Here is a 24,834-nt window from a genome sequence, read left to right as displayed (position 1 = left end):
GTCGACATGCGCGCGCCGGGTCAAATCCGGGCTCATGTCTACGACGCTACGCGGGAGATCTCACGTAGTCAACATTCCCTACTTGATATACATGAAATATCAGGCGGGCACCCAGAGATCCACGTCACCCGCGACACGGCGCAGCCGTCCGCGCGACTCCAGCCACACCAGGTGCGCCAGCGTCTCGTTGTTGGCCGAGCGGCGCATGAACGGCGGGATCGTCTCCCATGGGCGCGACCAGGTGAGCCGGGTGGCGATGTCCCAGCAGGAGATCCCCGAGGCCACCTCGGCGGCCACGGCCTCGATCTCGGCCAGCCGCTCCTCGTGGTGGAGCATCACGTGGTCCACGCGCTCGGCCAGTTCGAGGAAGCGGTACTCGTGGGCGGGCAGCACCTCGTCCACGTCCCACTTGCGCACGGCGGCCAGCGAGTCGAGGTAGTCGGCCAGCGGGTTCGGCCCCGACTGCGGGTGCACGGCGACGATCGGGGTGATCTTGGCCAGCACGTGGTCGCCGGAGAACAGGATCCGCCGCTCGGGCGAGACGAAGCACAGGTGGCCGGGCGAGTGTCCGGGCGTCCAGATCGCCCGCAGGTCCCAGCCGGGCAGGCCGAGCGCCTCGCCGTCCTCGACCAGGCGGTCGGGCTTGGCCATGGAGACCATGTGCCTGATCATCATCGAGGCTCCGGCCAGCTCGTCGAGCGTCAGCTGGGGCACGCCGGAGCGGACGAGGATGCGGCGCTCCTTCTCCACCAGCGCGTCGATGGCGCCGTCGTCGTAGCGGTCGTGCAGGAGGTTCGCGTCGGCCGGGTGCAGGGCGATCCAGGCGCCGCTGCTCTCGCGCACGCGGCCGGCCAGGCCGTAGTGGTCGGGGTGGATGTGGGTGACCAGCACGCCCTTGACGTCGGTGATCGAGTAACCCGCCACCGAAAGCCCGTCGCAGAGCGCCTGGTAGGCCTCGTCGGTGTTCCAGCCCGCGTCCACGATCACCACCCCGCCGGGCAGCTCCAACGCGTAGACCAGCACGTACCGCAAGGGGTTGATCGGGATCGGCACCGGGATCGACCACAGTCCCGGCCGGACCCGCTCGACCTCCGGCATCGCCACTCTGCTCTGCCAGGCGGCACGTTGTTCCTCGTTGGCGGGGGTCACCACAAACTTAGCCATTCACCCATTGTTACAGAATCATATTCTAATGGCGGCATCGTGCGCTCCGCATCTGCCCTTTGCGCACGCCCGGCCCGACCGTTGAAGCATGCCGACCGCGCCTAGAATCACGCCCGTGCACGTACGCCTGCGCCGCGCGCGGCTCGCCACCCTGGCGACGCTCAGCATGGCGGTGCTGTCCAGCCTGGCGCTGCCGGGCATCGGGGTGTTCAGAGAGCCCGACCCGGTCCGCGCGGTGCTCGGCGCCACGGGCACGCTGCTCTTCGCCGCCGCGCAGGCCGCTCTGCTGTACACCACCGTCACGCCCGACATCTCCAGGAACGTCCAGCACCGGATCGCCCAGGCCTTCTGCGTGACCGCGCTCGCCTCCATCCCACTGGTCGGCCCCCTCGCCGCCACGCCCGAAGCGGGCCGGTGGGAGTCGTGGGCCTGGATCGGCGCCTCGATCCTGGCCACCGCGCCGGTGCTCGGCCGCAGGTCCGTCGTCGTCGCCACCGTCGCCGCGACGCTCGCCGCCGCCGCGCTGCTGGCCTGGTGGCACGGCGACGTCGGCTACTTCACGATCACCGTCGCGGTCGGGCTCTGCCTCGTGGCGGCCGGCGGCCTGCACCTGTGGCTGTGGACGCTGCTCGTCGAGGCCGACGAGGGCAGGAAGGCCCAGGTCAAGCTGGCCGCCGCCGAGGAACGCCTGCGCTTCGCCCGCGACGTGCACGACCTGCTCGGGCACGACCTGTCGGTCATCGCGCTCAAGGCGGAACTGGCCGAGCGCGATCCCGGCCGCGCCGCCGCCGAGGCCGCCGACCTGCGCAGGTTGGCCGCCGCCGCGCTGAGTGACCTGCGGCGGGCCGTACACGGGTATCGGGAGGTCGATCTGCGCGCGCAGGTCGCCGCGATCGAGCAGGTGCTCCGCTCCTCGGGCGTGCGCTGCACCGCGACCCTGCCCGCGCGGGACCTCCCGCAGGACGTCGCGGCCCGCCTCGCGCCCGTCGTGCGCGAGGCTGGCACGAACGTGCTGCGCCACAGCAAGGCCACCTGGTGCACCATCGAGGTCGGCCCCGACGGCGTCATCGTGGCCAACGACGGCGCCGCCGAACGCCCGGCCGACCCCCATTCGTCCGGTCTGCGGGGCCTGGCCGAGCGGCTGGCCGAGTCCGGCGGCACACTCTGCACCCGCCTCGACGGCGGCGTGTTCACCCTGGAGGCGACCCTCAGGTGATCAAGGTCCTGCTCGCCGACGACGAGGAGCTCATCCGCACGGCGCTGGCCGCGCTGCTGGGGCTGGAGCCCGACCTGGAGGTGGTCGCGCAGGCCGCCGACGGCCGCGCCGCGGTCCAGGCCGCGCTCTCCCACCGCCCCGACGTGGCCGTGATCGACCTGGAGATGCCCGCGGTCGGCGGGCTGGAGGTCAGCGCCGAACTGGCCGCCGTTCTGCCCTCCTGCCGCGTGGTCATCCTCACCGGGTACGGCAGGCCGCCCCTCCTCAAGCGCGCCCTCGACGCCGGAGCCAGCGGCTTCCTCCCCAAAGGCGCACCCGGCGGCGCGCTCGCCGACGTCATCAGGCGCGTACACGGCGGCGCCCGCTACGTGGACCCCGAACTGGCGGCCGACGCCCTGACCGCCCCGGAGTGCCCGCTCACCCCGCGCGAACTGGACGTGCTGCGCCTGGCCGAGCTGGACACGCCGGTCGCGGTGATCGCCCGCCGTACGCACCTGTCCAACGGCACCGTCCGCAACTACCTGGCCGCCGCCGTCGCCAAGCTCGGCACCGCCACCCGCGCCGAGGCCTACCAACTGGCCAAGCGGCACGGATGGCTCTAGCCGGCTCACAAGGCCGTCCGCTCCTTGATCGGCAGGCGGAAGAACAGCAGGCTCGACAGCAGCACCACCGCCGCGACCAGCCACCAGGCGGCCGCCGTCCCCAGGCCCATGGCCAGCGGCGCCAGCGTCAGGTTGGCCAGCGCGGCGCCGCCGGAACCGGCCAGCGACGCGGCCGATGCCATCGTGGCCCGCTCCGCGGCGGTGACCCGGTGGTGGCTGAGCTCGGCCCTCAGCACGCCGTACGCGCCGAGCCCGACGAAGAGCACCGCGTACGGCAGCCCGGCCAGCACCACAGAGCCCACCCCGGACCCACCTCCGAGCAGCGCGGACAGGGCCAGCCCCGCCAGAGAGACCCCGCAGAGCACCAGCCCGGCGACCGCCCCGCGCACAGAACCCTTGGCACCGGGGGCCTCCCGCCCGGCCAGTCTCCTCGCCAGCGCGGGAGCGAGGCCGCTGCCGAGCGCGCCGCCCGCGAACCCCACGGCGGCCACGACCGCGTAGGCGGTGGCCCCGAGCTCGGCCGAGCCGGTGAGCGCGGCCAGATGACCGGGCACCAGCAGTTCGACGCAGGTCAACGCCATCCCCACGACCGCCGACAGCAGCACGAGCCGCCGCAGCACCCCGTCGCCCACCGCCACGCGCACCCCCGATGCCACCGTGAGCGGCACCCCGCGCAGCACCTCGCCCAGCCGCACCCGGGGATGGGGCGGCTCCGGCAGCGCCACCAGCACGACGCCCAGCCACACCAGCGCCGCCACCGCCCCGGCCAGCGGCGGCACGGCCAGCGCGGGCAGGGTGGGCAGTCCCAGCGGCAGGTCCAGCGGCAGGTCCAGGAGTGGCACGAAGCCGCCGGCCAGCACGCCGACGCCCAGCGCGACGTCCTCCATCACGTGCCCGCGCGCCAGCCCGGGACGCAGATCCGCCTCGGGCCCCTCGACCGCGTGCAGAGTGTCGACGTACCAGGCCTCCGCGGGCCCGCTGGACAGCGCCCTGGACACCCCGAGCACCCCGCAGGCCAGCACGAACGCCCAGAACGACGTGGCCAGCACCAGCAGCCCCAGCGACAGGGCGGTGCAGGCGGCGGCGAGCGCGAGCACCGCCCGCCGCCCCACCACGTCGGCGAGCCCGCCGGTCGGCAGCTCGAGCACGGCGATGACCAGCGAGTACACGGTCATGACCACGCCCACCTGCACGATCGTCAGGCCCCGGCCGAGCATGAGCAGGACCAGCGGGGCGATCATCAGCCCGGCGGGCAGCCAGGTCAGGAAGCTGACCAGCGCGTAACGGCGGTCGGCAGACGTCGCGTTCATACGGCCTCACGCACCCGCTCAGGCAGCCGGACGAGCAGCAGGCTCGACGACAGCAGCACGACGGCCACCAGGCCCCAGGCGGCGGCCACTCCCGAGCCCGCGGCGAGCAGGCCGAGCCCCAGGTTGGACAGCGCGCCGCCGGCCTGCAGCGACAGGGAGCCGATCGAGGTGACGGTGGTGCGTTCGGCGGCGGTGACCGCGTTGTGCGTCATGGTCTGGGCGAGCAGGCCGGTGGCGCTGAGCCCCGCGAACATCAGCACGTAGGCGATCCCGGCGCTCACCAGGCCCGCCGGTCCGTTCAGGCCGGCTGTGGCGGCCAGCGCGCCGAGTGACAGCGCCGCGAGCACGACGCCGATGCTCGCGCCCCTGGCGTTGCCGCCCGCGATCCTGGCCAGCGCCGGTCCGAGTGACGAGCCCGCCGCGCTGCCGGCGAAGCCGACGGCGGCCACCAGGGCATAGGCGGTGGTGCCGCGCTCCGCCGTACCCGCGAGGTCGGCCAGGCGTCCCGGGGTCAGCAGCTCGACGGCGGTGAGGGCGACGCCGTTGGCGACCGCGTAGAGCATGAGGCGGCGCAGTTGCGGCCCGCCGGTGGCCAGCCGCAGCCCGGCTGCCACGGTGAGCGGCACCTCGCGCAGCACGCCGCCGATCGAGCGGCGCGCGTGCGGCGGTTCCGGCAGGGCGAGCAGGACCACGACAAGGAGTACGGCGGCCGCCAGCGCGCTGGCCAGCGCCGGGGCGGCGAGCGGAACGATGGGAGCGCCGGGCGGCACGGCCAGTGGCAGGACGCCGCCGGTCAGCATACCCGCGCACAGGGCCACGGAACCCATCGCGTTGCCCCTGCCCAGTCCCGGACGCAGATCGGCGCCGGGGCCCTGGGCGGCGTGGAGGGTGTCGACGTACCAGGCCTCCGCCGGGCCGCTGGAGAGCGCTCTGGCCACGCCCTTGAGCACGGCGGCGGCCAGGAACACGCCCAGCGTGGTGGCGAAGGCCAGCGTCGCCATCGCGAGCACGCTGACGGCGGCCGAGGCGGCCAGGACCATGCGCCGGCCGATCACGTCCGACAGGCCGCCGGTCGGCAGCTCCAGCGCGATCGTCACCACGGAGAAGACGGTCACGGTCAGGCCGACCTGCGGCAGGCTGAGCCCGCGCTCGGTCATCAGCAGCACCATCGGGGCCATCATCAGTCCCGGCGGCAGCCAGGTGAGGAAGCTGACGAGGGCGTAGCGGCGGCGCGCGCTTAAGGGATTCACGCGTCCATGTCCCTTCTGGGGTATCCGGCGAGGAACACGTGCGCCTTCACGGTCTCGGGGTCGTCGGCGTAGCGCTCTTCCAGCTCGGTGAGCAGGGCGTCGGCGCGTTCGAAGAACTCGCGCAGCCCGGCGGGCGGCAGCTTGGTGAGGATGTCGGTCATGCCGCTCGCCTCGACCCACGCGATGGACCAGTCGCTCTCGTCGAAGCGCTCAATGGCGCGGACGAGCGCCTCCACCTGGCGCATCTTCATGATCTTCAGGGCTTCGCGGCCCTGGGGCGTGGCGCCCATCTGGACGTTGTCCCAGCTCGTGTAGTGGTGGCGGGCGCGCCAGCGGCGTTCTCTGCCGTCCGTCGAGTGGTCCTCCTCGATGAAGCCGTACTTGGCCAGCTCGCGCAGGTGGTAGCTGGTCGAGCCCGAGCTCTCGCCGACCCGCCGGGCGAGCTGGCTGGCGGTGGCGGGGCCGTCGGCGCGCAGCATGCCGAGCATGCGCACCCGCAGCGGGTGCGCGACCGCCTTGAGCACCTCGGGATCGGTGATCCGGTAGCCCTCTTCCATACTTTGACGGTAGACCGCAAAGACAATTTTGCAAAGTGATTTTTGCGAATTGGCCGCCTAAGCTGCCAGGCATGATTGAGCACATCCGGGTGGACGAGGCGATCTTCGAGCTCCGTCCCGACTTCGCGGTCCTGGTCATGACGGCCCACGGCATGAAGAACGGGCCCACCGACGAGCGGGCGCGCGGCTGGCTGGCCGAGGCTTCGGCGCATGCCGTTCAGACCGAGAAGATCGACGCCTGGAAGGACGCCTACCGCGCGTTCGGCGCCAAGCCCCAGCGCACGCGCCCGAGCGTCGACGCGCTGACCCGCAGACTGCCGCTGCCGGAGATCAACCGGATCGTCGACGCCTACAACTCCGTGAGCGTCACCCACGCGCTGCCGATCGGCGGCGAGGACCTCGACCAATACTCGGGACCCGCCCGGCTGATCAGGGCCATCGGCGACGAGGCGGCGGAGGAGGAGGCGCTCGGCACGCCCGAGCCCGGCGAGGTGATCTGGCGCGACGACCTCGGCGTCACCTGCCGCCGGTGGAACTGGCGCCAGGGGGCGCGCACCCGGCTGACCGAGGAGACGGACAACGGCCTGTTCCTGCTGGAGCGCCTGGAGCCGATGACGATGGAGGAGCTCAAGGTCGCCGGCGAGGAGCTGGCGGAGCTCCTGACCGAGCTCTCCCCCGGCGTGCGGATCACCAGCAGAGTCATCTCCGCCGGGAACTAAACCTCCCGCCAGCCTGTTGATACCAAACAGTAATATTGGCTGCACCACCTGGATTGACTAGGGGGGCGTGACCTCTTTGGACTCTCCTGAGAGGATCAGGCGGGGCGCGGTGGTCTCTCCGGCGCGCTCTGCCGGTCTGTGCGAGTAGCCTTGGACCGGTTCTCTAACATCAACGCCGATCTGCGGAAGAGGGCGATTTCCGCCGTGTCGTCTGAGTCGTCGCGGTCAAACCCGCTGGCAAGCTTTGGACAAAACGAGTGGCTTGTCGACGAGCTGTACCAGAAGTACCTCCAGGATCCCGAGTCTGTGGACAAGGCCTGGTGGAACTTCTTCGCTGACTACAACCCTGACTACGGACCGGGCCGAACCCCGGCCAGGGAGGCGGCGAACGGCACTACGACCGCGCCCGCCCCCGCACCAGCACCCGCCAAGGCGCCGGCCACCCCGGCGCCCGTGGCCGAGAAGCCGAAGCAGCCTGCCACTGCGGTGCCCAAGGGCGCCGAAGAGGTCAAGTTGCGCGGCGCCGCGGCCCGTACGGCGGCCAACATGGACCTGTCGCTGTCGGTACCGACAGCGACGAGCGTCCGGGCCATCCCGGCCAAGTTGCTCATCGACAACCGCATCGTGATCAACAATCACCTCAAGCGGGGACGCGGCGGCAAGGTCTCCTTCACGCACCTGATCGGATTCGCGATCGTCAAGGCGCTGAAGGCCATGCCGGAGATGAACTTCTCCTACACCGAGGTCGAGGGCAAGCCGACGCTGGTCAAGCCGGAGCACGTGAACTTCGGTCTGGCCATCGACGTCCAGAAGAGCAACGGTGAGCGCCAGCTCCTCGTGCCGTCCATCAAGGCGGCCGACGACATGGACTTCCGCCAGTTCTGGATGGCCTACGAGGACATCGTCCGCAAGGCCCGCGGCAACAAGCTGGGCGTCGACGACTTCGCCGGCACCACGATCTCGCTGACCAACCCCGGCACCATCGGCACCGTCCACTCCGTGCCACGCCTGATGCCCGGCCAGGGCACGATCATCGGCGTGGGCGCCATGGAGTATCCGGCCGAATACCAAGGCGCCGCCCCCGACACCCTGTCGAGGCTGGCGGTCTCCAAGGTCATGACGCTGACCAGCACTTACGACCACCGGATCATCCAGGGCGCCCAGTCGGGCGACTTCCTGCGGCAGATCCACCGGTTGCTGCTGGGCGAGAACGGCTTCTACGACGAGATCTTCGAGGCGCTGCGGATCCCCTACGAGCCGGTCCGCTGGGTCCAGGACATCTCCGCCTCCCACGACGACGACGTCTCGAAGTCGGCGCGGGTGATCGAGCTGATCCACGCCTACCGGGTACGCGGCCACCTCATGGCCGAGACCGACCCGCTGGAGTACAAGCAGCGCAAGCACCCCGACCTCGACATCCAGTCGCACGGCCTGACGCTGTGGGACCTGGAGCGCGAGTTCGCGACCGGCGGTTTCGGCGGCCGCCCGCTGATGAAGCTGCGCGAGATCCTGGGCGTGCTGCGTGACTCCTACTGCCGCACGGTCGGCATCGAGTACATGCACATCCAGAGCCCCGAGGAACGGTCCTGGATCCAGGCGCGGGTGGAGATGGCGCACGCCTCGCCCGACCGCGAGGAGCAGCTCAACATCCTCGGCCGGCTCAACACCGCCGAGGCGTTCGAGACGTTCCTGCAGACGAAGTTCGTCGGCCAGAAGCGCTTCTCGCTGGAGGGCGGCGAGTCCCTGATCCCGCTGCTCGACTCGGTGATCAGCGACGCCGCCGACCAGGACCTCGACGAGGTCGTCATCGGCATGGCCCACCGCGGCCGGCTCAACGTGCTCGCCAACATCGTCGGCAAGTCCTACGGGCAGATCTTCACCGAGTTCGAGGGCAACATCGACCCGCGGACCGCCCACGGCTCCGGCGACGTGAAGTACCACCTGGGCGCCTCCGGCACCTTCACCGCACCCGGCGGCAAGACCATCACCGCCTCGGTCGTGGCCAACCCCTCCCACCTGGAGGCGGTCGACCCGGTGCTCGAAGGCGTCGTACGCGCCAAGCAGGACCTCCTGGAGCGTGGCGAGGAGGGCTTCACGGTCCTGCCCGTCCTCATCCACGGCGACGCGGCCTTCGCCGGCCAGGGCGTCGTGGCCGAGACGCTCAACCTGTCGCAGCTGCGCGGCTACCGCACCGGCGGCTCGATCCACATCGTGGTCAACAACCAGGTCGGCTTCACGACCTCGCCTGCTTCCTCCCGAAGCAGCGTGTACGCCACCGACGTGGCCAGGATGATCCAGGCCCCGATCTTCCACGTCAACGGCGACGACCCGGAGGCCGTGGTCCGCGTGGGCCAGCTGGCCTACGAGTACCGTCAGGCGTTCCGCAAGGACGTGGTCATCGACCTGATCTGCTACCGCCGCCGCGGCCACAACGAGGGCGACAACCCCGCCTTCACCCAGCCGCTGATGTACGACCTGATCGACGCCAAGCGCTCCACGCGCAAGCTCTACACCGAGGCCCTGATCGGCCGCGGCGACATCACGGTCGAAGAGGCCGAGTCGGCGCTGCGCGACTACCAGGCCAAGCTGGAGCAGGCGTTCACCGAGGTCCGCGAGGCGGCCAAGCAGCCGCGTCAGGACTCCGGCGAGCTGCGCGTGCCGCCCACCGAGGTGATCAAGTGGTCGCACACCGACACGCCCACGGCGATCACCGACGAGACGCTCAAGCGCATCGTCGACACCCAGCTCAACCTGCCCGAGGGCTTCACCGTGCACCCGCGCCTGTCGCCGGTGCTGCAGCGGCGTGGCCAGATGGTCGAGCAGGACGCGATCGACTGGTCCATGGGTGAGGCGCTGGCGATCGGCTCCCTGCTGATCGACGGCCACCCGGTCCGCTTCGTCGGCCAGGACACCCGCCGCGGCACCTTCACCCAGCGCCACGCGGTGCTGGTCGACAGGATGACCGGCGAGGACCACACGCCGCTGAAGGCCTTCAACCACGGCACCACGAAGTTCTACGTCTACGACTCGCTGCTCAGCGAGTTCGCGGCGCTGGGCTTCGAGTACGGCTACAGCGTGATCCGCCCCGACGCCCTGGTGGCGTGGGAGGCCCAGTTCGGCGACTTCGTCAACGGCGCCCAGACGATCATCGACGAGTTCATCTCGTCCGGTGAGCAGAAGTGGGGCCAGAAGTCGGGTGTCGTCCTGCTGCTGCCGCACGGTTACGAGGGTCAGGGTCCCGACCACTCCAGCGCCCGGATCGAGCGCTTCCTGCAGGTCTGCGCCCTGGACAACATGACGGTCGTGCAGCCCACCACCCCGGCCAACTACTTCCACCTCCTCAGGTGGCAGGTGGAGTCCGGGCGGCACAAGCCGATGGTGGTCTTCACGCCCAAGTCGCTGCTGCGGCACAAGAAGGCGACCTCGAGGGCGGCCGACTTCACCTCGGGCACCTTCCAGCCGGTCATCGGCGACACCACCGTCGACCCGTCGAAGGTCACCAAGGTCGTGCTGACCTCCGGCAAGCTGTACTACGACCTGGCAGCGGGTCGTGACGCGGCGGGCCGGGAGGATGTCGCGATCGTCCGTCTGGAGCGCCTCTACCCGTTCCCGGCCGAGGAGCTCACCGCCGAGCTCTCCCGGTACGGCGCGCAGGCCGAGCTGCTCTGGGCCCAGGACGAGCCGGTCAACATGGGGCCGTGGCCGTACCTCACGCTGAAGCTGGCGGAGGACCCGCAACTGCTCGGCGGCCGTGCGCTGCGCCGGGTCTCGCGCACCCCCAACAGCTCCCCCGCGACCGGCTCCCACGCCGCTCACGACAAGGAGCTCGAGGAGATCGTGCACGAGCTGTTCGGCTGATCGTTTCCATCTGGAAGCCCCCGCTCCGGCGGGGGCTTTCTGTTAGAACGGAGCACCATGTACTTCACCGATCGGGGGATCGAGGAGCTCGTCGAGCGCCGCGGCGAGGAGGAGGTCAGCATCCTCTGGCTCGGGGAGCGGCTGAAGGAGTTCGTCGATCTCAACCCGGAGTTCGAGACGCCCGTCGAGCGGCTGGCCACGTGGCTGGCCCGGCTGGATGACGACGACGAGTAGGCGCGGCCGGACCGGCAAACGCGATACATCTTGAGTTTCGGCTTGACGCGACATATCGTGTATGGAGGAACACCTAACGCGGAGGGGTCATGGCTCAGTGGACTATCGACGGGCCCGAGCAGCTCACGTTCGGCCCGGTGACGGCGCTGGACGTGCGCATCGTCGCGGGCAAGCTCAACGTGCTGGCCAGCGACGGACCGCCGGGGCTGGAGGTGTCCGAGGTCGAGTCGGCCTCGCCGCTGATCGTCACCTATGACGAGGAGGCCGGGGAGCTCAGCGTCACCTACAAGGACCTCACCTGGGACGGCCTGCTCGGCTGGCTGCGGCGCGACAAGCGGCGCTCGGTGCTGACGCTCACCGTGCCGAAGACCTGCACGGTCAACGCGGGAGTCGTCACAGCGCCCGCGGTGGTCGCCGGGTTCGAGCGGCAGACGCAGGTCAGGAGCGTCTCCGGCGAGATCGTGCTGGACGGCGTGAGCGGCGACGTGAGCGCCACCACCGTCTCCGGCGACGTCGAGAGCCGCGCGATGGCCGGCGACCTGGCCTTCAAGAGCGTCTCCGGCGACCTCACCGTCGCCGACGGGATACCACGCCGGCTCAAAGCCAACACCGTGTCCGGCCGCATCACCGCCGACCTGGCGCTGCGGCCCACCGGCCACGTGACGCTCAACAGCGTCTCGGGCGGCATCCTGGTCAGGCTGCCGGAGAACGTCGAGGCCGACGTCGCCGTCCGCTCGACCTCCGGCCGGGTCGTCAGCACGTTCGACCGGCTCGTCAACCAAAGCAAGCCCGGCTCGCAGTCGATGTCGGGACGGCTCGGCGGCGGCATGGCCTCGCTCACGGTGACCACGGTCTCCGGCGAGGTCGCGCTGCTCAAGGGAGAGAAGGAATGAGCCCCGTCTTCGGCCACGGCCGCCTGCGGCTGTACCTGCTCAAGCTGCTGGAGGAGAGCCCCCGTCACGGCTACGAGGTGATCCGCCTCCTGCAGGACCGCTTCCTCGGCGTCTACTCGCCCTCCCCCGGCACCATCTACCCGCGCCTGGCCCGGCTGGAGGAGGAGGGCCTGGTCACCCACGAGGTGGTCGACGGCAAGAAGGTCTTCTCCATCACCGACAAGGGCCGCGAGGAGCTCGACGAGCGCCTCGACGAGCTGGCCGACCTGGAGCAGGAGATCTCCGCGTCGGTACGCGACATCGCCCGCGAGGTCAAGGAGGACGTCCGCGACACCGTCAAGTCGCTCCGCGAGGAGCTGACGAAGATGGCCAAGGACGTGCGTACCGGGCAGAAGGCCGACATTCAGCGCCTCAAGGAGGAGCAGAAGCGGCAGTGGACCCAGAACGTGAGCTCGTGGCAGGGCGAGAGTGAGCGCCTCAAGCACGAGTGGCGGCGCATCTGGGGCGACATCTGGACCACGATCGGCGGCGTCTCCCCCAACCGGGTCGAACTGGACAACGAGCTCGGCGGCATGCTGGCCGACTTCGTGGGGAAGGTGCGCGAGGAGGCCTCGGAGAGCCAGCTCACCCGCGAACGCCTGGAGGAGGTCCGCAAGACGCTCGACACGGCTTCACGGCAGATCCGGGACTCGCTCGGCTGACCGGCTGAAGTAGGGTGCGGCCATGTTCGCCGCAACCGCCGCACAGACCGACCCCGACAACCCGCTCGCCGGCCTGAGGCTCGGCGAGCACGCCGAACCCGAGACGCCCGACGGGTGGACGACCGTCACGGTCAAGGCCACCGCGCTCAACCACCACGACCTGTGGACGCTGAAGGGCGTCGGCATCCGCCAGGACCGGCTGCCGATCGTGCTCGGCTGCGACGCCGCCGGCCTGGACGAGGACGGCAACGAGGTCATCGTCCACTCGGTGATCGGCTCGGGCGCCGACGAGACGCTCGACCCCAAGCGCTCGCTGCTGTCGGAGACCTACGACGGCACCTTCGCCGAACGCGTGGCCGTCCCGAAGCGGAACCTGGTGCCCAAGCCGGCGGCGCTCAGCTTCGAGCAGGCGGCCTGCCTGCCCACGGCGTGGCTGACCGCCTACCGGATGTTGTTCGACAAGGCCGGGCTGCAGCCGGGCGCGACCGTGCTGGTGCAGGGCGCCGGCGGCGGCGTGGCCACGGCGCTGATCGCGCTCGGCCGGGCCGGCGGCTACCGCGTCTGGGCCACCAGCCGCTCGGCCGCCAAGCGGGAGCGAGCCCTCGAACTGGGCGCCGACCGGGTCTTCGAGCCCGGCGCGCGGCTGCCCGAGCGCGTGGACGCGGTCATGGAGACCGTCGGCGAGGCCACCTGGGACCACTCGCTGAAGTCCCTCAAGCCGGGCGGCCGCATCGTGGTTTCCGGCGCGACCAGCGGCGCGGTCCCGCCCGCCGACCTGAACCGGGTCTTCTTCCTGCAGCTTTCCGTGGTCGGCAGCACGATGGGCACCAGGGACCAGCTCCAGCGCCTGGCCGTCTTCCTGGAGCAGACCGGGGTGCGCCCGGTCATCGACAGGACGCTTCCGCTGGCCGAGGCGGCGGCCGGGTTCGCCGCGATGCACGAGGGCGAGATCTTCGGGAAGATCGTCTTCACCCTCTGAGATAAGTGCCGGGTTACTCGGGTGACTTCTGGGTGATACAAAGAGAGAGAAGATGTATCACCCAGGAGGCGCCGTCATGGACGTTGAGCCCTTCGGCCCGGGATCGATGCACTGGGACACCGCGGGCGAATACCGCAACCTGCTGGTCGCCGGCAGCGCGCTGATCCTGCAGACCATGCACCCCGCCGTGGGCGCCGCCGTCGCCGAGCACTCCACCTTCAAACAAGACCCGTGGGGACGCCTCGACCGCACACTCACCTCCGTCCAGACCTGGGTGTACGGCGGGCCGTCCGGCCTGGCCGAGGGCCGGCGGCTACGCGAGCTCCACGAGCCGATCAGCGGCGTGGACGAGCGCGGCCGGGCCTACCACGCGCTCAACGGCGAGGCGTGGGCGTGGGTGCACTGGTCGTTGTTCGAGCGGTTCCTGACGTTGAACCGGGTGTTCGGCACTCCTTACTCGGCGGCGGACGAGGAACGCATGCTGGCCGAATCACGGCAGCTCGCCCGGATCCTGCGGGTGCCCGAACGGGAGATGCCGCCGGACATGCCGGCTTTCTGGGCCTATTTCGATGACATGGTCGCCAACCGGCTGGAGGCGCACCCCACGGCGCTCGACGTGCTCGCGGTGATGCGCGGCACACCCGCCCCGCCCCGGCTGCCCGCGGCGGTGCGGCGGCTGTGGATGCCGGTGGGGGTGGCCTCCGGGGGGTTCAACGCGTTCGTGACCGTGGGGACGTTGCCGCCTGCCGTACGCGCGACCCTCGGCCTGACATGGACGGCCCGCGACGAGCGGCGGCTAGGCCGGATCGGGCGGCTGGTGGCCCTGGTGACGCCGCGACTGCCTGAGCGGTTGCGCTACATGCCCCTCGCCTACCAAGCCCGCCGCACCGCCCGCACCCACCCAGCCCGCCACCTAACCACCGCCCCCCACTAACCCACCCCCGCCAGCCGCATTGCGGCGATCACCCCGACCGGCGCCGTCGCGGCTTGCGGCTGTCGTCTCGGAGCACTCCCACGGACCCTGGCCGGTTACTTCACGGTGATCCGGATCTTGCTGACCGCCGTCCGCACGAACTCCCGGGACCCCGAGGCGGCCACCATGAAGTCGCCCATGCAGACGGACTCGGTGTGCCGCCCGCGCATGCCCATCGCGTTGGGCACCTCCGGCAGCCTGCAACCCGGTGTGGGCACGAGGGCGAGCATGTCGCTGGAGCCGCCGCCGAACAGCAGTTGCGGCCCCACCGGATCACTACGCCGCCCGTCACCCGGCGCGGCCAGCCGGATCTGCCCCGACGACTTCAGCACCAGGTAGCCGTCCTTGGTCACCGTGCCCTTGAGGCTCGTGGCCAGCTCCATCCGCTGTTCGAAGCGCATCCCGGCCGGCCGGTCGTACATCGCCATCCGCCACGGCCCGAACGCGAACAGCATCACCTGCCCCACCAGCCCAGCCCCCGGCGGCCGAGGCCAGAGCGTGACGTTGCCGGTGAACGACCGCAGCGGCTTCTCCCCCCGCGTCACCTCGATGTCACCCCCGTAGGGCGCCGTCAGCTGCCGGTACTGCGAGAACTCCCCGCCCGCGATCCACAGCCCCACGAACGGCCGCGACCCAAGGTCATCGAGCCCCAACTCCGCCGGATACCGCACATCAGCCCGCAGCCCATGCGGAAAGACCACCTGAATGACCTCGTCGGCCCCCTTGGCGTGCGCCTTGGCGTGCAGCACGTTGGGCGCCGAGGTGAGCGTCGTCAACGTCGGAATCGGATGGGCCGTGGGCCGCGCGGGCGGCTCCGCCTCCGGCGCCCGGCTGGCCAGCAGGCCGACGACGGGCACCGCGAGTACCGCGACCAGCACCACGATGCCGATCCACCGCCGGCGCCCCTTCTCACCGGCCTCGATGACGTCGAACTGATCCGCCACCAGCGATCCTCGCGGAGTAGTGCGGCTTACGCCCTCGGCCCCAGTTCAGTTGAGCGGCGACCTCCAGCGCAACCCCTCGAACCGGGCAAAGTCCTTGTCACAGGTCACAAATTCACAACCGTGCTCAATCGCCAGCGCAGCCAGATACGCGTCGGGCACGAGCTTGTGGTTTGTGCCTATCTGCTCGCACAAACCGGTGAAGATCTCCCAGTGCCGCTCACCCGGGCTGACCACGATCGCATGGGCCTGGTTACGGACCAGCTCCGCGAAGGCGAGGATCTCATCCATCGTCGCCGGGTTCTCATAGAGCGGCCGATTCGCGAGGATCCGGATGAAGCCGTTGATCACCTGATCCGAGACCGCGTACGCCGAATCGCCGTTGACCAGTTCTTCGATGACCGCACGGCAGGACCGGTGCTCCTTCGCCTCCAGCCGGAAGGCGTTGATGAGGACGTTGACGTCACTCAGCAGCATCGTTCACCGCCTTGAGGTGGCGCTCGACGCCCTCTCGGTCGAGCAGGTCCTTGATGAACTCGGGGGTGAGCTCGATCCCGTGCCTGAGCCGAGAACCGGAGACCGGGAGCTCCACATGGGGCCGTTGGGCCGCTTCTGTGGAGCGGTTGAGTAGTTGCCGCAAGGCGTCCTCCATGACCGAGGTGAGACTGCGTCCGTTTCGTGCCGCGTACGCCTTCGCCTCGTTGAGGAGCGTCTCGTCGATGCGCACCGTGGTCCTCCGCATGACTCCAGCGTTCGCCTGTGACATAAAAATGTCAACACACGAAGGGTAGCCGTTTGGCTACGGACGTGTGGGGGATCGGGTGTCACCAATCGGCTACGTTCGCCTGTCCATCGGGGCGCAGGCGCACCTGGCGGCCCACCAGTTCGCGGGATTCGGCGTCGGCCAGCAGGTCGGCCCGCCGTACGACGGCGTGAGCCCTGGAAGGACCGCCCGGGACGTCGACGACGAGGATGGCGCGCTCGGGGGCGCCGTCGCGGCCGTGGACGACCGTGTAGCCGGCCACCGTCGCGGGGCCCTCGTAGAGGTCCTGGATGGGGACGGGGGTGGCGGTGTGGACGGAGGTGGCGTCGCCGAGCGTGCCGCCGGGGTCGGTGGACCAGACGGCGTAGGTGTGTTTGGTCAGGTGCATGCCCACGCCGGTGACCAGCCCGTGGCCGCGCTGGGAGCGCAGGAGCCCGGCCATGGTGGCGGTGGAGTGCAGGACGTAGTTGCTGGCGGGGCCGCCGGCGTACGGCAGGCCGCCGGTGACCGTGAGGCCGCGCGGGTCGAGGAGGTCGAGCTTGAGCGCGTCGCAGGCCTGCCGAAGGGCGATGGCGAAGCAGCTGTAGAGGTCGAGCGCGGCCATGTCGTCCAGGCCCAGTCCGGCGCGCGTGAACGCGGCCTCGGCCGCCTTGGCGATCGCCGGCGAGGACGCGAGCGAGGGGCGGGCGGCGACCTCCCAGGTGTCCTCGGCGTAGGCCCAGCCGCGCAGGTAGACGCGCTGCTCCAGCGGGATCGACAGCCGGTCGGCCAGCTCCGTGCTGACCAGGATGACGGCGGCGGCCTGGTCGACCTCCAGCGTCGCGACCGTGTTGCTGGTGTACGGCCAGCCGACGAACCGCCCGGTCTCCAGCTCCTCCGGAGAAAACGCCGCGCGCCGCCAGGCATGGGGATTGGCCGCCGCCACTTCCGACATGAGCGACATGAACCGCGCCCGCTCCGACATTTCCCGACTTATCGCCATATTTCGGGAAAAGCGGTGCGCCGTCTCCAGGATCGGATAAGTGTGGACAGGAAGGAACAACTCGTGCGCCAATTCCGCCGGATGCGGCGGCCGGTCCCACCCGTACGGCGGCTTCGGATCGGCCGGATGACTCCACGCCACATGCTCGCCCAGCTTGCGCACGTGCCTGCGCGTGGCCAGCGCCTCCGCCCCCGCCACCAGAGCGCTGTCCAGCTCCCCCGCCGCGATCCGCCCGGCCGCCGCGCCGATGAGCATCTGCGGGGCCGTACCGCTGACGTTGGAGTAGACGCTGTGGCGCGGCGTCGCGCCGAGCCGTTCCGCCAGCCGGTACGGCGGCGCGTCGTACTGCCAGGAATCGGTGTAGACCAGCCCGATCGAGTCGAGCCGCGACGGCGCGAGACCGGCGTCGCGCGCGGCCTGCCTGGCCACGTGCTCCCAGAGGTCGAGGGGTTCCGGTCCGGGCTGCGACCGGACGGTCAGCTGGGCGGCGCCAACGAGGCAGGGGGTGCGCGGATCCATGACCCCATCTAACCAGAACAAGATTCGGTTTGGCTCGCGTGTGACGTTTCTGACCGGAGTGAGCGCAGGCGGCGCACGGATGAAAGTGACCGCTGTTATCGGTGGGGAAAATGAATTCATAACGCGGCCGAGACCTGCGTGAATACCGGTTGAGAATACATGCCCAATTGCTATTTCTATAACGGAACGGAACCGGCCCAGACTTTTTCGCGTCGTTTCCTGGAACTCGCCCTGCGCCATTCATTAGCGTTCCCAGCGTTTTCCTGGCCCACCGGGGCGCCGTACCCCGCTCTGGGCCGCCGAGAACTGGAAGGAGCTCCATGATTTCCCGAGCAAGGCGCATGGCGATTCCGCTCGCCGGCCTCGTGGCCATCGGACTGGCCGCCGGCATGATGAGCGGCACCGCGTCAGCGACCCAAGCACCCAAGGACGTCGTCTCCAGGAACGCGACGACGCCCGCGACTCAGGCGGTCCAGTTCTGGACGCCCGACCGCATCCGGTTGGCCACGGACATGAAGGACTCCCTGGACATCTCATCCAAGGGTGTCAAGGGCGGCACCCAGAGCCCTGACGGTCCGCCCGGATCGGTCCCGCCGATCGGCGAGGAGAAGACGAAGACCGCGAAGAGCAAGCACGTCAACCTGCCCAACACGGTCGGCCGCGTCTTCTTCACGCTGCCCGGCGCCAACCCGAACGACCCGAAGAGCTGGCGTTTCTGCTCGGCCAGCTCTGTCCAGGGCAAGTTCCGCAACCTGGTGGCGACCTCGGCGCACTGCGTCTACGACACCAAGAAGGACGTCTTCTACGACAACTGGATCTTCATCCCGTCGTACTGGGACGGCAACAACGCGTGGGAGGGCAAGGCGCCCTACGGGATCTACGCCGCCAGGACGTTCAACGCGCACGACGACTTCGTGGTGAAGGAGGACTACGACTTCGACTACGCGTTCGTCAACGTCTACAACGGCATCAAGGTCAAGTGGGAGAAGGTCAACAACAAGTGGCAGTGGACGGTCAAGAACGTCGGCCGTCTCGGTGACAACGTCGGTGGCCAGGGCTTCGCCTGGAACCGCAGCACGAAGGTGAACGTCTTCTCCTTCGGCTACCCGGCCGGCGAGCACCCCGACGGCGACAAGCCGTTCACCGGCCGCACCATGAAGTGGTGCTACGGCAAGACCAAGCCGATGCCGTCCGCGCCGAAGTACAACCTGCAGGAGCACATCGGCTTCAAGTGCTCCTTCACCGCCGGCGCCAGCGGCGGGCCGTTCATCTACAACTACAAGAGCGCCTCGCGCACCGGCTACCTGGTCGGCGTCAACAGCGTGGCGTGGGACACCGACGGCAACGACAGGTACGACCACATCTCGTCGCCGTACTTCAACGCCGACACCTACAAGGTCTACAAGGCCGCCGCCAACCGGTGGACAGGCAACTTCCCCCTGTAGCGGTCTGACGAAAGCTGAAAGTCCCCGGGCCCTCCCCGGGGACTTTCCCCTTTCCCGAGGCCTTCAGAAGGCTTCCTTCAGAACGCGAACAGCGGGCCCGTGGCCGCGCCCATCCTGCAGCGGTTGCCGTAGACCGCGGTGTAGTTGATCAGGCGCTCCCCCCAGACGCCGGTGGCCGTGACCTTCACCGGGCTGTACTCCTCCGTGCACAGCACCTGCGCCACCGGCATGCGCGCCGGGTTGCCCGCGGCGGCCGTCAGCGCGGCGCAGGCCTCGGTTGCGCGCGGGTGCACACTGGGGTTGCCGTCGCAGACGAGAAGGACGTGGCGGGCGCCGTGGGTGAGCACGTATCCGTTCTTCGGTGGTTCCGCGGGATTTGCGGCTGGACCAGCGGCGATAGCCGTACATGAAAGGACGGCGAGACACATGAGTCGCATACTGGCAGCCTCGCTCGCAGATCATCGGCGACCAACGACCGACGCGCGGGACGCATGCCTCACATGGGCTTTATGGGACACACGTCAACCTTGATCAGATAACGAATCTCCATCCGAGCTGCCATAGAGTGAGTCGATCTGGAAAAATCCTCCCTTACGACCCCAAGAAAGGCATTTCATGATCCCCCCGGTCAGGTCCCTCGCGGCCGCCGCCCTCGGCGTGCTGCTGATGGTGCCTGCCCTGACAGGGGTCGCGAACGCCGCGCCAAGCAAGGTCATGACGGTCCCGCTGGCCAAGACCGACGCGGACATGAAGAAGGTCGCCGAGTACTGGCAGCCCGACCGGCTCAAGAAGGCCGACAGCTACTCGCCGGCCACGCCCGCGGGCAACGCCCCGGCCCCCTCCTCGACCGCCGCCGGCTCATCGATCGGCGCCGCCGTACACGCCGCTTCCTCCACCGCGAAGCAGGCGAAGACGGGCCCCCGCGACGTCGCGCCCGCGCTGCCCAAGAGCGGCTCGGCGGCCAAGACCATGGGCAAGGTCTTCTTCCGGTTCGGCAACAAGGAGTTCTGGTGCTCGGCCAGCGCGGTCGCGTCCAAGAGCAAGAGCGTCGTCGCCACCGCCGGACACTGCGCCTACGACCCGCGCCAGCCCGGCGAGGCGCACAACTGGATCTTCGTCCCCAACCCGCAGGCCGACGGCACCACGCCTGACGGCATCTACGTCGGCGCCTCGCTCAGCCTGCACGAGGACTGGGTCAAGGGCGACTACGACTTCGACTACGCCTTCGTCACCGTCCACCGCGGCTTCGTCTGGGAGAAGCAGAAGGACGGCACCTACACCATGAAGGACGTCGGCAAGCTGCAGGACAACGTCGGCGGCCAGGGCCTGGCGATCTCCAAGGGGTACGGCAACCGCGTCAACGCCTTCGGTTACCCGGCGGGCGCCCAGCCCGACGGCACCCGCCCCTTCAACGGCAAGACGCTCGAGACCTGCGCCGGCGGCACCAGCAAGACCACCGCGCCGAGCCGGGAACTGCAGTACGGCGTGCTGCTCCAGCCCTGCAACCTCACCGCGGGCGCGAGCGGCGGCCCCTGGCTGTGGAAGTTCCAGAGCTCGACCAAGCTCGGCTACCTCAACGGGGTCAACAGCCTGACCTGGAACCGCGACGCCCGCGGGGCGTACGACGCGGTGTCCGCGCCGCCCTTCATCGCCACCACCGCCGACGTCTACCGGCAGGCCGACGCGCAGGGCAGCAGCGAAAAGTGAGGCAAGTCACATTGGCCCCATAGGCCAACTCTGTGATCAGCACTCCTTCTGTCTCGGAACGATCACACCGCGTGTTGGAGCGGTTGACATGATCTACCGAAAATTCACATGACACGAGTCAGCGCTGTAAGTTCCGGGCTGTCCATTTTTGCTGAGTTCGGCGCGCACGGAGCGCCCATACCAGCGCAACCTGGAGTTACCTTGAAGCGAATCCTTCTCCCGGCCGGTGGCGCTCTGCTGGCGACCGGTCTCGTGGCTGCCGGCCTGTCTGGCACCGCCCAGGCCGCCGACGACATCGCCAAGGACCCGATGGCCACCAACACCAAGGCGGCCTACTCCGTCGCCGCGTTCTGGATGCGGTCCAACTACGCAGCCCTGCGCAACGCGACGGCCTACACCTGGGACGCCGCCGACGTGAAGAAGGTCGTCCAGAAGGGCGGCTACAGCCCCGACGGCCGTCCTGGCCAGACCGCGCCGCAGTCCGCCGGCTCCGGCAAGTCCCAGAACGTGAACCTGCCGAAGACCATCGGCAAGGTCTTCTTCGTGGACGCGTCCGGCAAGTACCGCTGGTGCTCGGCCACCTCGATCCAGTCGAACTACCGCAACCTGGTCGCCACCGCCGCGCACTGCGTCTACGACACCGACGGCAACCGCGACGTCATGGACCGCTGGGTCTTCGTCCCCGGCTACTACCAGGGCAAGGCGCCGTTCGGCATCTACGTGGGCAAGCAGGCGTTCACCCACTACGACTTCACCACCTACGAGGACTACGACCGCGACTACGCGTTCGTCACCGTCTACAACGGCATCGGCCACGACCGCAGGAAGTTCGTGGACGCCGGCCGCCTCGGTGACAACGTCGGCGGCCAGGGCATCTCCTGGAACCAGCCGAGCGGCAAGCCGGTGCGCGCCTTCGGATACCCGTACGCGCCGCACCCGGACGGCAACAAGGTCTACTCGGGCGTCACCCCGAAGACCTGCTACGGCCCGACCACCGGCAAGAAGGTCGGCGCCTCCTGGCTGAAGATCGAGGAGCACGTGGGCCTCAAGTGCGCCGTGACCCCCGGTTACGACGGCGGCCCCTGGCTGAAGAACTACAGCAACGCCAAGCGCCTCGGTTACGTGAACGGTGTCACCAGCACCTTCGCCGACCAGGACGGCAACGACCGCATCGACTGGATCACCTCCCCGTACTTCGACGGCGAGACGGCTGACGTCTACAACGCCGCGAAGAACGTGTGGTCCGGCAAGGTCGTCGGCCCGAACGGCGAGCTCTACAAGTAAGACCACCGTGTGAAGGGGCCCGGCGCCATGCCGGGCCCCTTCCGCATTTCTGGGCATATCTCCACACATGGCCGGCCACCTTCACGCCTACCTGTGGACCGGGATCGGCGAGGAACTACGCCTGGAAGAGGAGCGCCGGACCGGCACCCCCGAGTTCCCCAGCTCGCCGCTGCCTCCGATACGCACCGCCGACTGGCTCGCCCGCCCCCGCCGCCAGGTCGCCGCCACCTTCGAGTCCACCGCTGACGCGGTGGCCTGGCTGGGCCGGGAGTACACGCTCGCGTGCCGCAAGCTGCTCCTGCCCGCCGACGAAGAGCGCATCGGGCGTGCCGTACGGCTGGCCAACGCGACCGAATCCCTCACGGGCGGAGTCGACGTCCACTGGGGCTTCTGGCTATCCGGCGGCCGATTCACGTCCCTGGCGGTCGTCTGCTGCCCCAACCGGACCGCCGCGCACCCGTGCCCGCTCATGATCGGAGCGACTTAGACGGGACGAGGGCCCAATCTGGTTCCTGTGATCTACATCACATTCACCGGTTCACAGGGAGTGCCGGGGCACTTACCGCTCATTTGCACCATTCGCCACGTGCCCCCGACTGGCCAGTGAAAACATCCAAAAACGATCACCACTGGCAAAAGTATCTGACAGATAACAGCACGGTCACGACGGTAAGGGTGACTACCAGACCGGGCGAAACGGCTTCCACCTGCAAAGATCACACGGGTATGTTCCTTGCTATCCCTTTACTGACGCATGGGACGCATGTTGCGACCCACGACAGACCAAGGAGCAGTTCCCTTGAAGCGCATCCTCATCCCCGCCGGTGGAGCCGTTCTGGCAACCGGCCTGCTGGCTGCCGGCCTCGCCGGCACCGCCTCGGCCGCCAACGACGTCGACACCGACCCGATGGCGAAGAGCGCGGCCACCGCTAAGGCCATCGCCGCCTTCTGGGCGGACAACAACGGCGCCGCCCTCAAGGCCGCCAAGGAGTCCAACGTCTGGGACGGCAAAGACGTCGAGAAGCTGAAGCAGAAGGGCGGCTACTCCGCGGACAGCCGGCCCGGCACCACGCCCCCGATCGGCGCCGAGAAGAAGACCACCGCCAAGGTTCAGAACGTGAACCTGCCGAAGACCATCGGCAAGGTGTTCTTCGTGAACGGCAAGGGCGAGAAGAAGTGGTGCTCGGCCACCTCGATCCAGTCGCAGTACCGCAACCTGGTCGCCACGGCCGGCCACTGTGTGTACGACGTCAAGAACAACCAGGACGTCATGTCCAAGTGGGTCTTCGTCCCGGGCTACTACCAGGGCAAGTCCCCGTGGGGCATCTACGTGGGTAAGCAGGCCTTCACCCACTACGACTTCTCCACGTACGAGGACTACGACCGCGACTACGCGTTCGTCACGGTCTACAACGGCGTCCAGCTCGGCGGCGGCAGCAAGAAGGAGGTCTCCAAGAGCGAGTTCGACGCCTACACGGGCGAGAAGTTCGCGACCAAGAAGGAGATCACGGCTGCCGAGTACGACGCAGGCGTCTCCAAGTACGGCGAGAACGGCCCCTACAAGAAGGAGTCGGTCACCTCGACTCCCGAAACTGTGGGCAAGCCCGCCGACGTGAAGACGGCCGCGGACGTGAAGCCGTACCTCACCGCGACGGGCAAGGACGGCATCAAGCTGACCGGCGTCGAGGTCACCGAGCACGACTACACCAAGGCTCCGGCTGGTCTGGACAACAACGCGAAGTTCGTTGGCCCGACCAACTCGAGCAAGGCCGCCATCACGCAGGAGGCCTACAAGAAGCTGCAGGCCGAGAAGGCCGACGGCAAGTTCCTGGGCAAGCTCTGGGCCGACAAGGACAAGAACGGCAACGAGACCGCCTGGTACAAGCAGCAGTTCTTCATCAAGAAGTGGGTCAAGAGCTCCGTCAAGGAGGTCTACTGGCACGAGACCTACTACGTGGTCTCCGGTTCCATCAAGGACGCCGGTCGCCTCGGTGACAACGTCGGTGGCCAGGGCTTCGCCTGGAACCAGCCCACGGGCAAGAACGTCCGCGTGTTCGGCTACCCGGCCGCGCCGCACCCCGACGGCAACAAGAACTACACCGGCATCACGCCGAAGTGGTGCTACGGCAAGACCTCTTCGAAGCTGGCCGTCTCGGCCGCCAAGAAGATCGAGGAGCACGTCGCGCTCAAGTGCGCGATGACCGAGGGCGCCGACGGCGGCCCCTGGCTCCTCAAGTACAGCAACGCCAAGCGCATCGGTTACGTGAACGGTGTGACGAGCACGTTCGCCGACCAGAACGGCAACGACCGCGTCGACACCATCACCTCGCCGTACTTCGACGGTGAGACCGCGTCGGTCTACCAGGCTGCCGCCAAGGTGTGGTCTGGCAAAGCGTTCTAAGTGACGCAAAGCGATCGGCACTAGCTGTTCGTAGATCGTGAATAACCCCGTAGGGCCCGGCAACCGCCGGGCCCTACGGCTGTTCCGCCGAAAGTTGAAGCCGTTTGGACGCATGGGGTCCGCAGACGGTGCCATCAATCCGATGTGATCTGCGTCACATCGGGATCGGAGCACCCATCAGGGCAACACCCCAACCCCACACGTCACACCAGTAACACGCATCTGTTGATCTGCGAAAACATCACAGGTCTGGCCTCTCGCCCGGTCAGCCACATCGGCTGCATAAACATCACGAAGCGATCACGGCCGACTTGTCCCATCTTTTCCACCCGAAGC

The 24,834-nt window shown here is 68.9% G+C and carries 23 protein-coding genes; 14 read left to right on the top strand and 9 right to left on the bottom strand.

Annotated features, from left to right (window positions below; translation table 11 throughout):
• Positions 1–99: 99 nt before the first annotated feature.
• Complete coding sequence (locus HNR40_RS44145) at positions 100–1,164, bottom strand: MBL fold metallo-hydrolase (protein WP_184972553.1); 1,065 nt, start codon at positions 1,162–1,164, stop codon at positions 100–102.
• Positions 1,165–1,279: 115 nt separating this feature from the next.
• On the opposite strand from HNR40_RS44145, the gene HNR40_RS44140 reads away from it, so the two are divergent.
• Positions 1,280–2,380 (top strand): sensor histidine kinase, encoded by a 1,101-nt coding sequence (locus tag HNR40_RS44140; RefSeq protein ID WP_221341574.1) that lies wholly within the window; start codon positions 1,280–1,282, stop codon positions 2,378–2,380.
• Positions 2,377–2,982 carry a response regulator transcription factor gene (locus HNR40_RS44135; protein ID WP_184972549.1) on the top strand — a complete coding sequence of 202 codons (606 nt, stop codon included), beginning with the start codon at positions 2,377–2,379 and terminating at the stop codon, positions 2,980–2,982. The genes HNR40_RS44140 and HNR40_RS44135 overlap by 4 nt, the downstream gene beginning before the upstream one ends.
• A 5-nt stretch (positions 2,983–2,987) precedes the next feature.
• On the opposite strand, the gene HNR40_RS44130 is transcribed toward HNR40_RS44135, so the two are convergent.
• Genes HNR40_RS44130 through HNR40_RS44120 form a run of 3 tightly spaced genes read right to left on the bottom strand, consistent with a single transcriptional unit; the run spans position 2,988 to position 6,099 of the window.
• On the bottom strand, positions 2,988–4,292 hold the full coding sequence (locus HNR40_RS44130) for an MFS transporter (protein WP_184972547.1): 1,305 nt from the start codon (positions 4,290–4,292) through the stop codon (positions 2,988–2,990).
• Entirely contained in the window at positions 4,289–5,542 is a 1,254-nt protein-coding gene (locus HNR40_RS44125; protein ID WP_184972543.1) for an MFS transporter, read from the bottom strand. Before HNR40_RS44125 ends, HNR40_RS44130 begins: the two co-directional genes overlap by 4 nt.
• Positions 5,539–6,099, bottom strand: a complete 561-nt coding sequence (locus HNR40_RS44120; RefSeq protein ID WP_184972541.1) for a helix-turn-helix domain-containing protein — start codon at positions 6,097–6,099, stop codon at positions 5,539–5,541. The genes HNR40_RS44125 and HNR40_RS44120 overlap by 4 nt, the downstream gene beginning before the upstream one ends.
• Positions 6,100–6,170: 71 nt before the next feature.
• Here HNR40_RS44120 and HNR40_RS44115 point away from each other — a divergent pair, with 71 nt between their 5' ends.
• The 7 genes from HNR40_RS44115 to HNR40_RS44085 all read left to right on the top strand — a co-directional run bounded on the left by HNR40_RS44115 (position 6,171) and on the right by HNR40_RS44085 (position 14,417).
• Complete coding sequence (locus tag HNR40_RS44115; protein ID WP_184972539.1) at positions 6,171–6,818, top strand: B3/B4 domain-containing protein; 648 nt, start codon at positions 6,171–6,173, stop codon at positions 6,816–6,818.
• A gap of 204 nt (positions 6,819–7,022) precedes the next feature.
• A complete protein-coding gene (locus HNR40_RS44110; RefSeq protein WP_184972537.1) occupies positions 7,023–10,676 on the top strand; it encodes a multifunctional oxoglutarate decarboxylase/oxoglutarate dehydrogenase thiamine pyrophosphate-binding subunit/dihydrolipoyllysine-residue succinyltransferase subunit in 3,654 nt (1,217 codons plus the stop codon).
• A gap of 57 nt (positions 10,677–10,733) precedes the next feature.
• Positions 10,734–10,910: a DUF6104 family protein gene (locus HNR40_RS44105; protein ID WP_184972535.1), complete on the top strand. Its 177-nt coding sequence runs from the start codon at positions 10,734–10,736 to the stop codon at positions 10,908–10,910.
• 89 nt (positions 10,911–10,999) lie between these two features.
• On the top strand, positions 11,000–11,803 hold the full coding sequence (locus HNR40_RS44100; protein WP_184972533.1) for a DUF4097 family beta strand repeat-containing protein: 804 nt from the start codon (positions 11,000–11,002) through the stop codon (positions 11,801–11,803).
• Complete coding sequence (locus HNR40_RS44095; RefSeq protein ID WP_184972531.1) at positions 11,800–12,504, top strand: PadR family transcriptional regulator; 705 nt, start codon at positions 11,800–11,802, stop codon at positions 12,502–12,504. Before HNR40_RS44100 ends, HNR40_RS44095 begins: the two co-directional genes overlap by 4 nt.
• A 22-nt stretch (positions 12,505–12,526) precedes the next feature.
• A complete protein-coding gene (locus HNR40_RS44090) occupies positions 12,527–13,483 on the top strand; it encodes a zinc-binding dehydrogenase (protein ID WP_184972529.1) in 957 nt (318 codons plus the stop codon).
• A 76-nt stretch (positions 13,484–13,559) separates the two neighbouring features.
• A complete protein-coding gene (locus HNR40_RS44085) occupies positions 13,560–14,417 on the top strand; it encodes an oxygenase MpaB family protein (protein WP_184972527.1) in 858 nt (285 codons plus the stop codon).
• Between the two features lie 95 nt (positions 14,418–14,512).
• Here the strand turns inward: HNR40_RS44085 and HNR40_RS44080 are convergent, their stop codons facing one another.
• The 4 genes from HNR40_RS44080 to HNR40_RS44065 all read right to left on the bottom strand — a co-directional run bounded on the left by HNR40_RS44080 (position 14,513) and on the right by HNR40_RS44065 (position 17,661).
• Positions 14,513–15,400, bottom strand: coding sequence for a hypothetical protein (locus HNR40_RS44080; RefSeq protein ID WP_184972525.1), 888 nt, complete (start codon positions 15,398–15,400; stop codon positions 14,513–14,515).
• A 45-nt stretch (positions 15,401–15,445) separates the two neighbouring features.
• Positions 15,446–15,874: a type II toxin-antitoxin system VapC family toxin gene (locus tag HNR40_RS44075; protein WP_184972523.1), complete on the bottom strand. Its 429-nt coding sequence runs from the start codon at positions 15,872–15,874 to the stop codon at positions 15,446–15,448.
• Positions 15,861–16,139, bottom strand: coding sequence for a DUF6364 family protein (locus tag HNR40_RS44070; RefSeq protein WP_184972521.1), 279 nt, complete (start codon positions 16,137–16,139; stop codon positions 15,861–15,863). The genes HNR40_RS44075 and HNR40_RS44070 overlap by 14 nt, the downstream gene beginning before the upstream one ends.
• An 82-nt stretch (positions 16,140–16,221) precedes the next feature.
• On the bottom strand, positions 16,222–17,661 hold the full coding sequence (locus tag HNR40_RS44065; RefSeq protein ID WP_184972519.1) for a TLP1 C-terminal extension domain-containing protein: 1,440 nt from the start codon (positions 17,659–17,661) through the stop codon (positions 16,222–16,224).
• Positions 17,662–18,002: 341 nt separating this feature from the next.
• Between HNR40_RS44065 and HNR40_RS44060 the strand changes: the two genes are divergently transcribed.
• Positions 18,003–19,106 (top strand): trypsin-like serine peptidase, encoded by a 1,104-nt coding sequence (locus HNR40_RS44060; protein WP_246510396.1) that lies wholly within the window; start codon positions 18,003–18,005, stop codon positions 19,104–19,106.
• Between the two features lie 77 nt (positions 19,107–19,183).
• Here the strand turns inward: HNR40_RS44060 and HNR40_RS44055 are convergent, their stop codons facing one another.
• Positions 19,184–19,453 (bottom strand): SSI family serine proteinase inhibitor, encoded by a 270-nt coding sequence (locus tag HNR40_RS44055; RefSeq protein ID WP_184972515.1) that lies wholly within the window; start codon positions 19,451–19,453, stop codon positions 19,184–19,186.
• Between the two features lie 268 nt (positions 19,454–19,721).
• Here HNR40_RS44055 and HNR40_RS44050 point away from each other — a divergent pair, with 268 nt between their 5' ends.
• From HNR40_RS44050 to HNR40_RS44035, 4 genes are all read left to right on the top strand, one after another.
• Positions 19,722–20,813, top strand: coding sequence for a trypsin-like serine peptidase (locus tag HNR40_RS44050; RefSeq protein ID WP_184972513.1), 1,092 nt, complete (start codon positions 19,722–19,724; stop codon positions 20,811–20,813).
• Positions 20,814–21,014: 201 nt separating this feature from the next.
• Complete coding sequence (locus HNR40_RS44045; RefSeq protein ID WP_184972512.1) at positions 21,015–22,097, top strand: trypsin-like serine peptidase; 1,083 nt, start codon at positions 21,015–21,017, stop codon at positions 22,095–22,097.
• A gap of 67 nt (positions 22,098–22,164) precedes the next feature.
• On the top strand, positions 22,165–22,584 hold the full coding sequence (locus HNR40_RS44040; protein ID WP_184972510.1) for a hypothetical protein: 420 nt from the start codon (positions 22,165–22,167) through the stop codon (positions 22,582–22,584).
• A 312-nt stretch (positions 22,585–22,896) separates the two neighbouring features.
• Positions 22,897–24,498, top strand: coding sequence for a trypsin-like serine peptidase (locus HNR40_RS44035; protein ID WP_184972508.1), 1,602 nt, complete (start codon positions 22,897–22,899; stop codon positions 24,496–24,498).
• Positions 24,499–24,834 lie beyond the last annotated feature (336 nt).

Source organism: Nonomuraea endophytica (genome assembly GCF_014203235.1).
Classification (GTDB): Bacteria; Actinomycetota; Actinomycetes; order Streptosporangiales; family Streptosporangiaceae; genus Nonomuraea; species Nonomuraea endophytica.
This window is presented reverse-complemented; position numbering and strand designations above follow the sequence as displayed.

Coding starts and splice junctions, on each gene's coding strand:
- HNR40_RS44145 (WP_184972553.1), bottom strand. CDS start 1,164: ATGGCTAAGTTTGTGGTGACCCCCGCCAACGAGGAACAACGTGCCGCC.
- HNR40_RS44130 (WP_184972547.1), bottom strand. CDS start 4,292: ATGAACGCGACGTCTGCCGACCGCCGTTACGCGCTGGTCAGCTTCCTG.
- HNR40_RS44120 (WP_184972541.1), bottom strand. CDS start 6,099: ATGGAAGAGGGCTACCGGATCACCGATCCCGAGGTGCTCAAGGCGGTC.
- HNR40_RS44115 (WP_184972539.1), top strand. CDS start 6,171: ATGATTGAGCACATCCGGGTGGACGAGGCGATCTTCGAGCTCCGTCCC.
- HNR40_RS44105 (WP_184972535.1), top strand. CDS start 10,734: ATGTACTTCACCGATCGGGGGATCGAGGAGCTCGTCGAGCGCCGCGGC.
- HNR40_RS44100 (WP_184972533.1), top strand. CDS start 11,000: ATGGCTCAGTGGACTATCGACGGGCCCGAGCAGCTCACGTTCGGCCCG.
- HNR40_RS44095 (WP_184972531.1), top strand. CDS start 11,800: ATGAGCCCCGTCTTCGGCCACGGCCGCCTGCGGCTGTACCTGCTCAAG.
- HNR40_RS44090 (WP_184972529.1), top strand. CDS start 12,527: ATGTTCGCCGCAACCGCCGCACAGACCGACCCCGACAACCCGCTCGCC.
- HNR40_RS44085 (WP_184972527.1), top strand. CDS start 13,560: ATGGACGTTGAGCCCTTCGGCCCGGGATCGATGCACTGGGACACCGCG.
- HNR40_RS44075 (WP_184972523.1), bottom strand. CDS start 15,874: ATGCTGCTGAGTGACGTCAACGTCCTCATCAACGCCTTCCGGCTGGAG.
- HNR40_RS44070 (WP_184972521.1), bottom strand. CDS start 16,139: ATGCGGAGGACCACGGTGCGCATCGACGAGACGCTCCTCAACGAGGCG.
- HNR40_RS44065 (WP_184972519.1), bottom strand. CDS start 17,661: ATGGATCCGCGCACCCCCTGCCTCGTTGGCGCCGCCCAGCTGACCGTC.
- HNR40_RS44060 (WP_246510396.1), top strand. CDS start 18,003: ATGGCGATTCCGCTCGCCGGCCTCGTGGCCATCGGACTGGCCGCCGGC.
- HNR40_RS44050 (WP_184972513.1), top strand. CDS start 19,722: ATGATCCCCCCGGTCAGGTCCCTCGCGGCCGCCGCCCTCGGCGTGCTG.
- HNR40_RS44040 (WP_184972510.1), top strand. CDS start 22,165: ATGGCCGGCCACCTTCACGCCTACCTGTGGACCGGGATCGGCGAGGAA.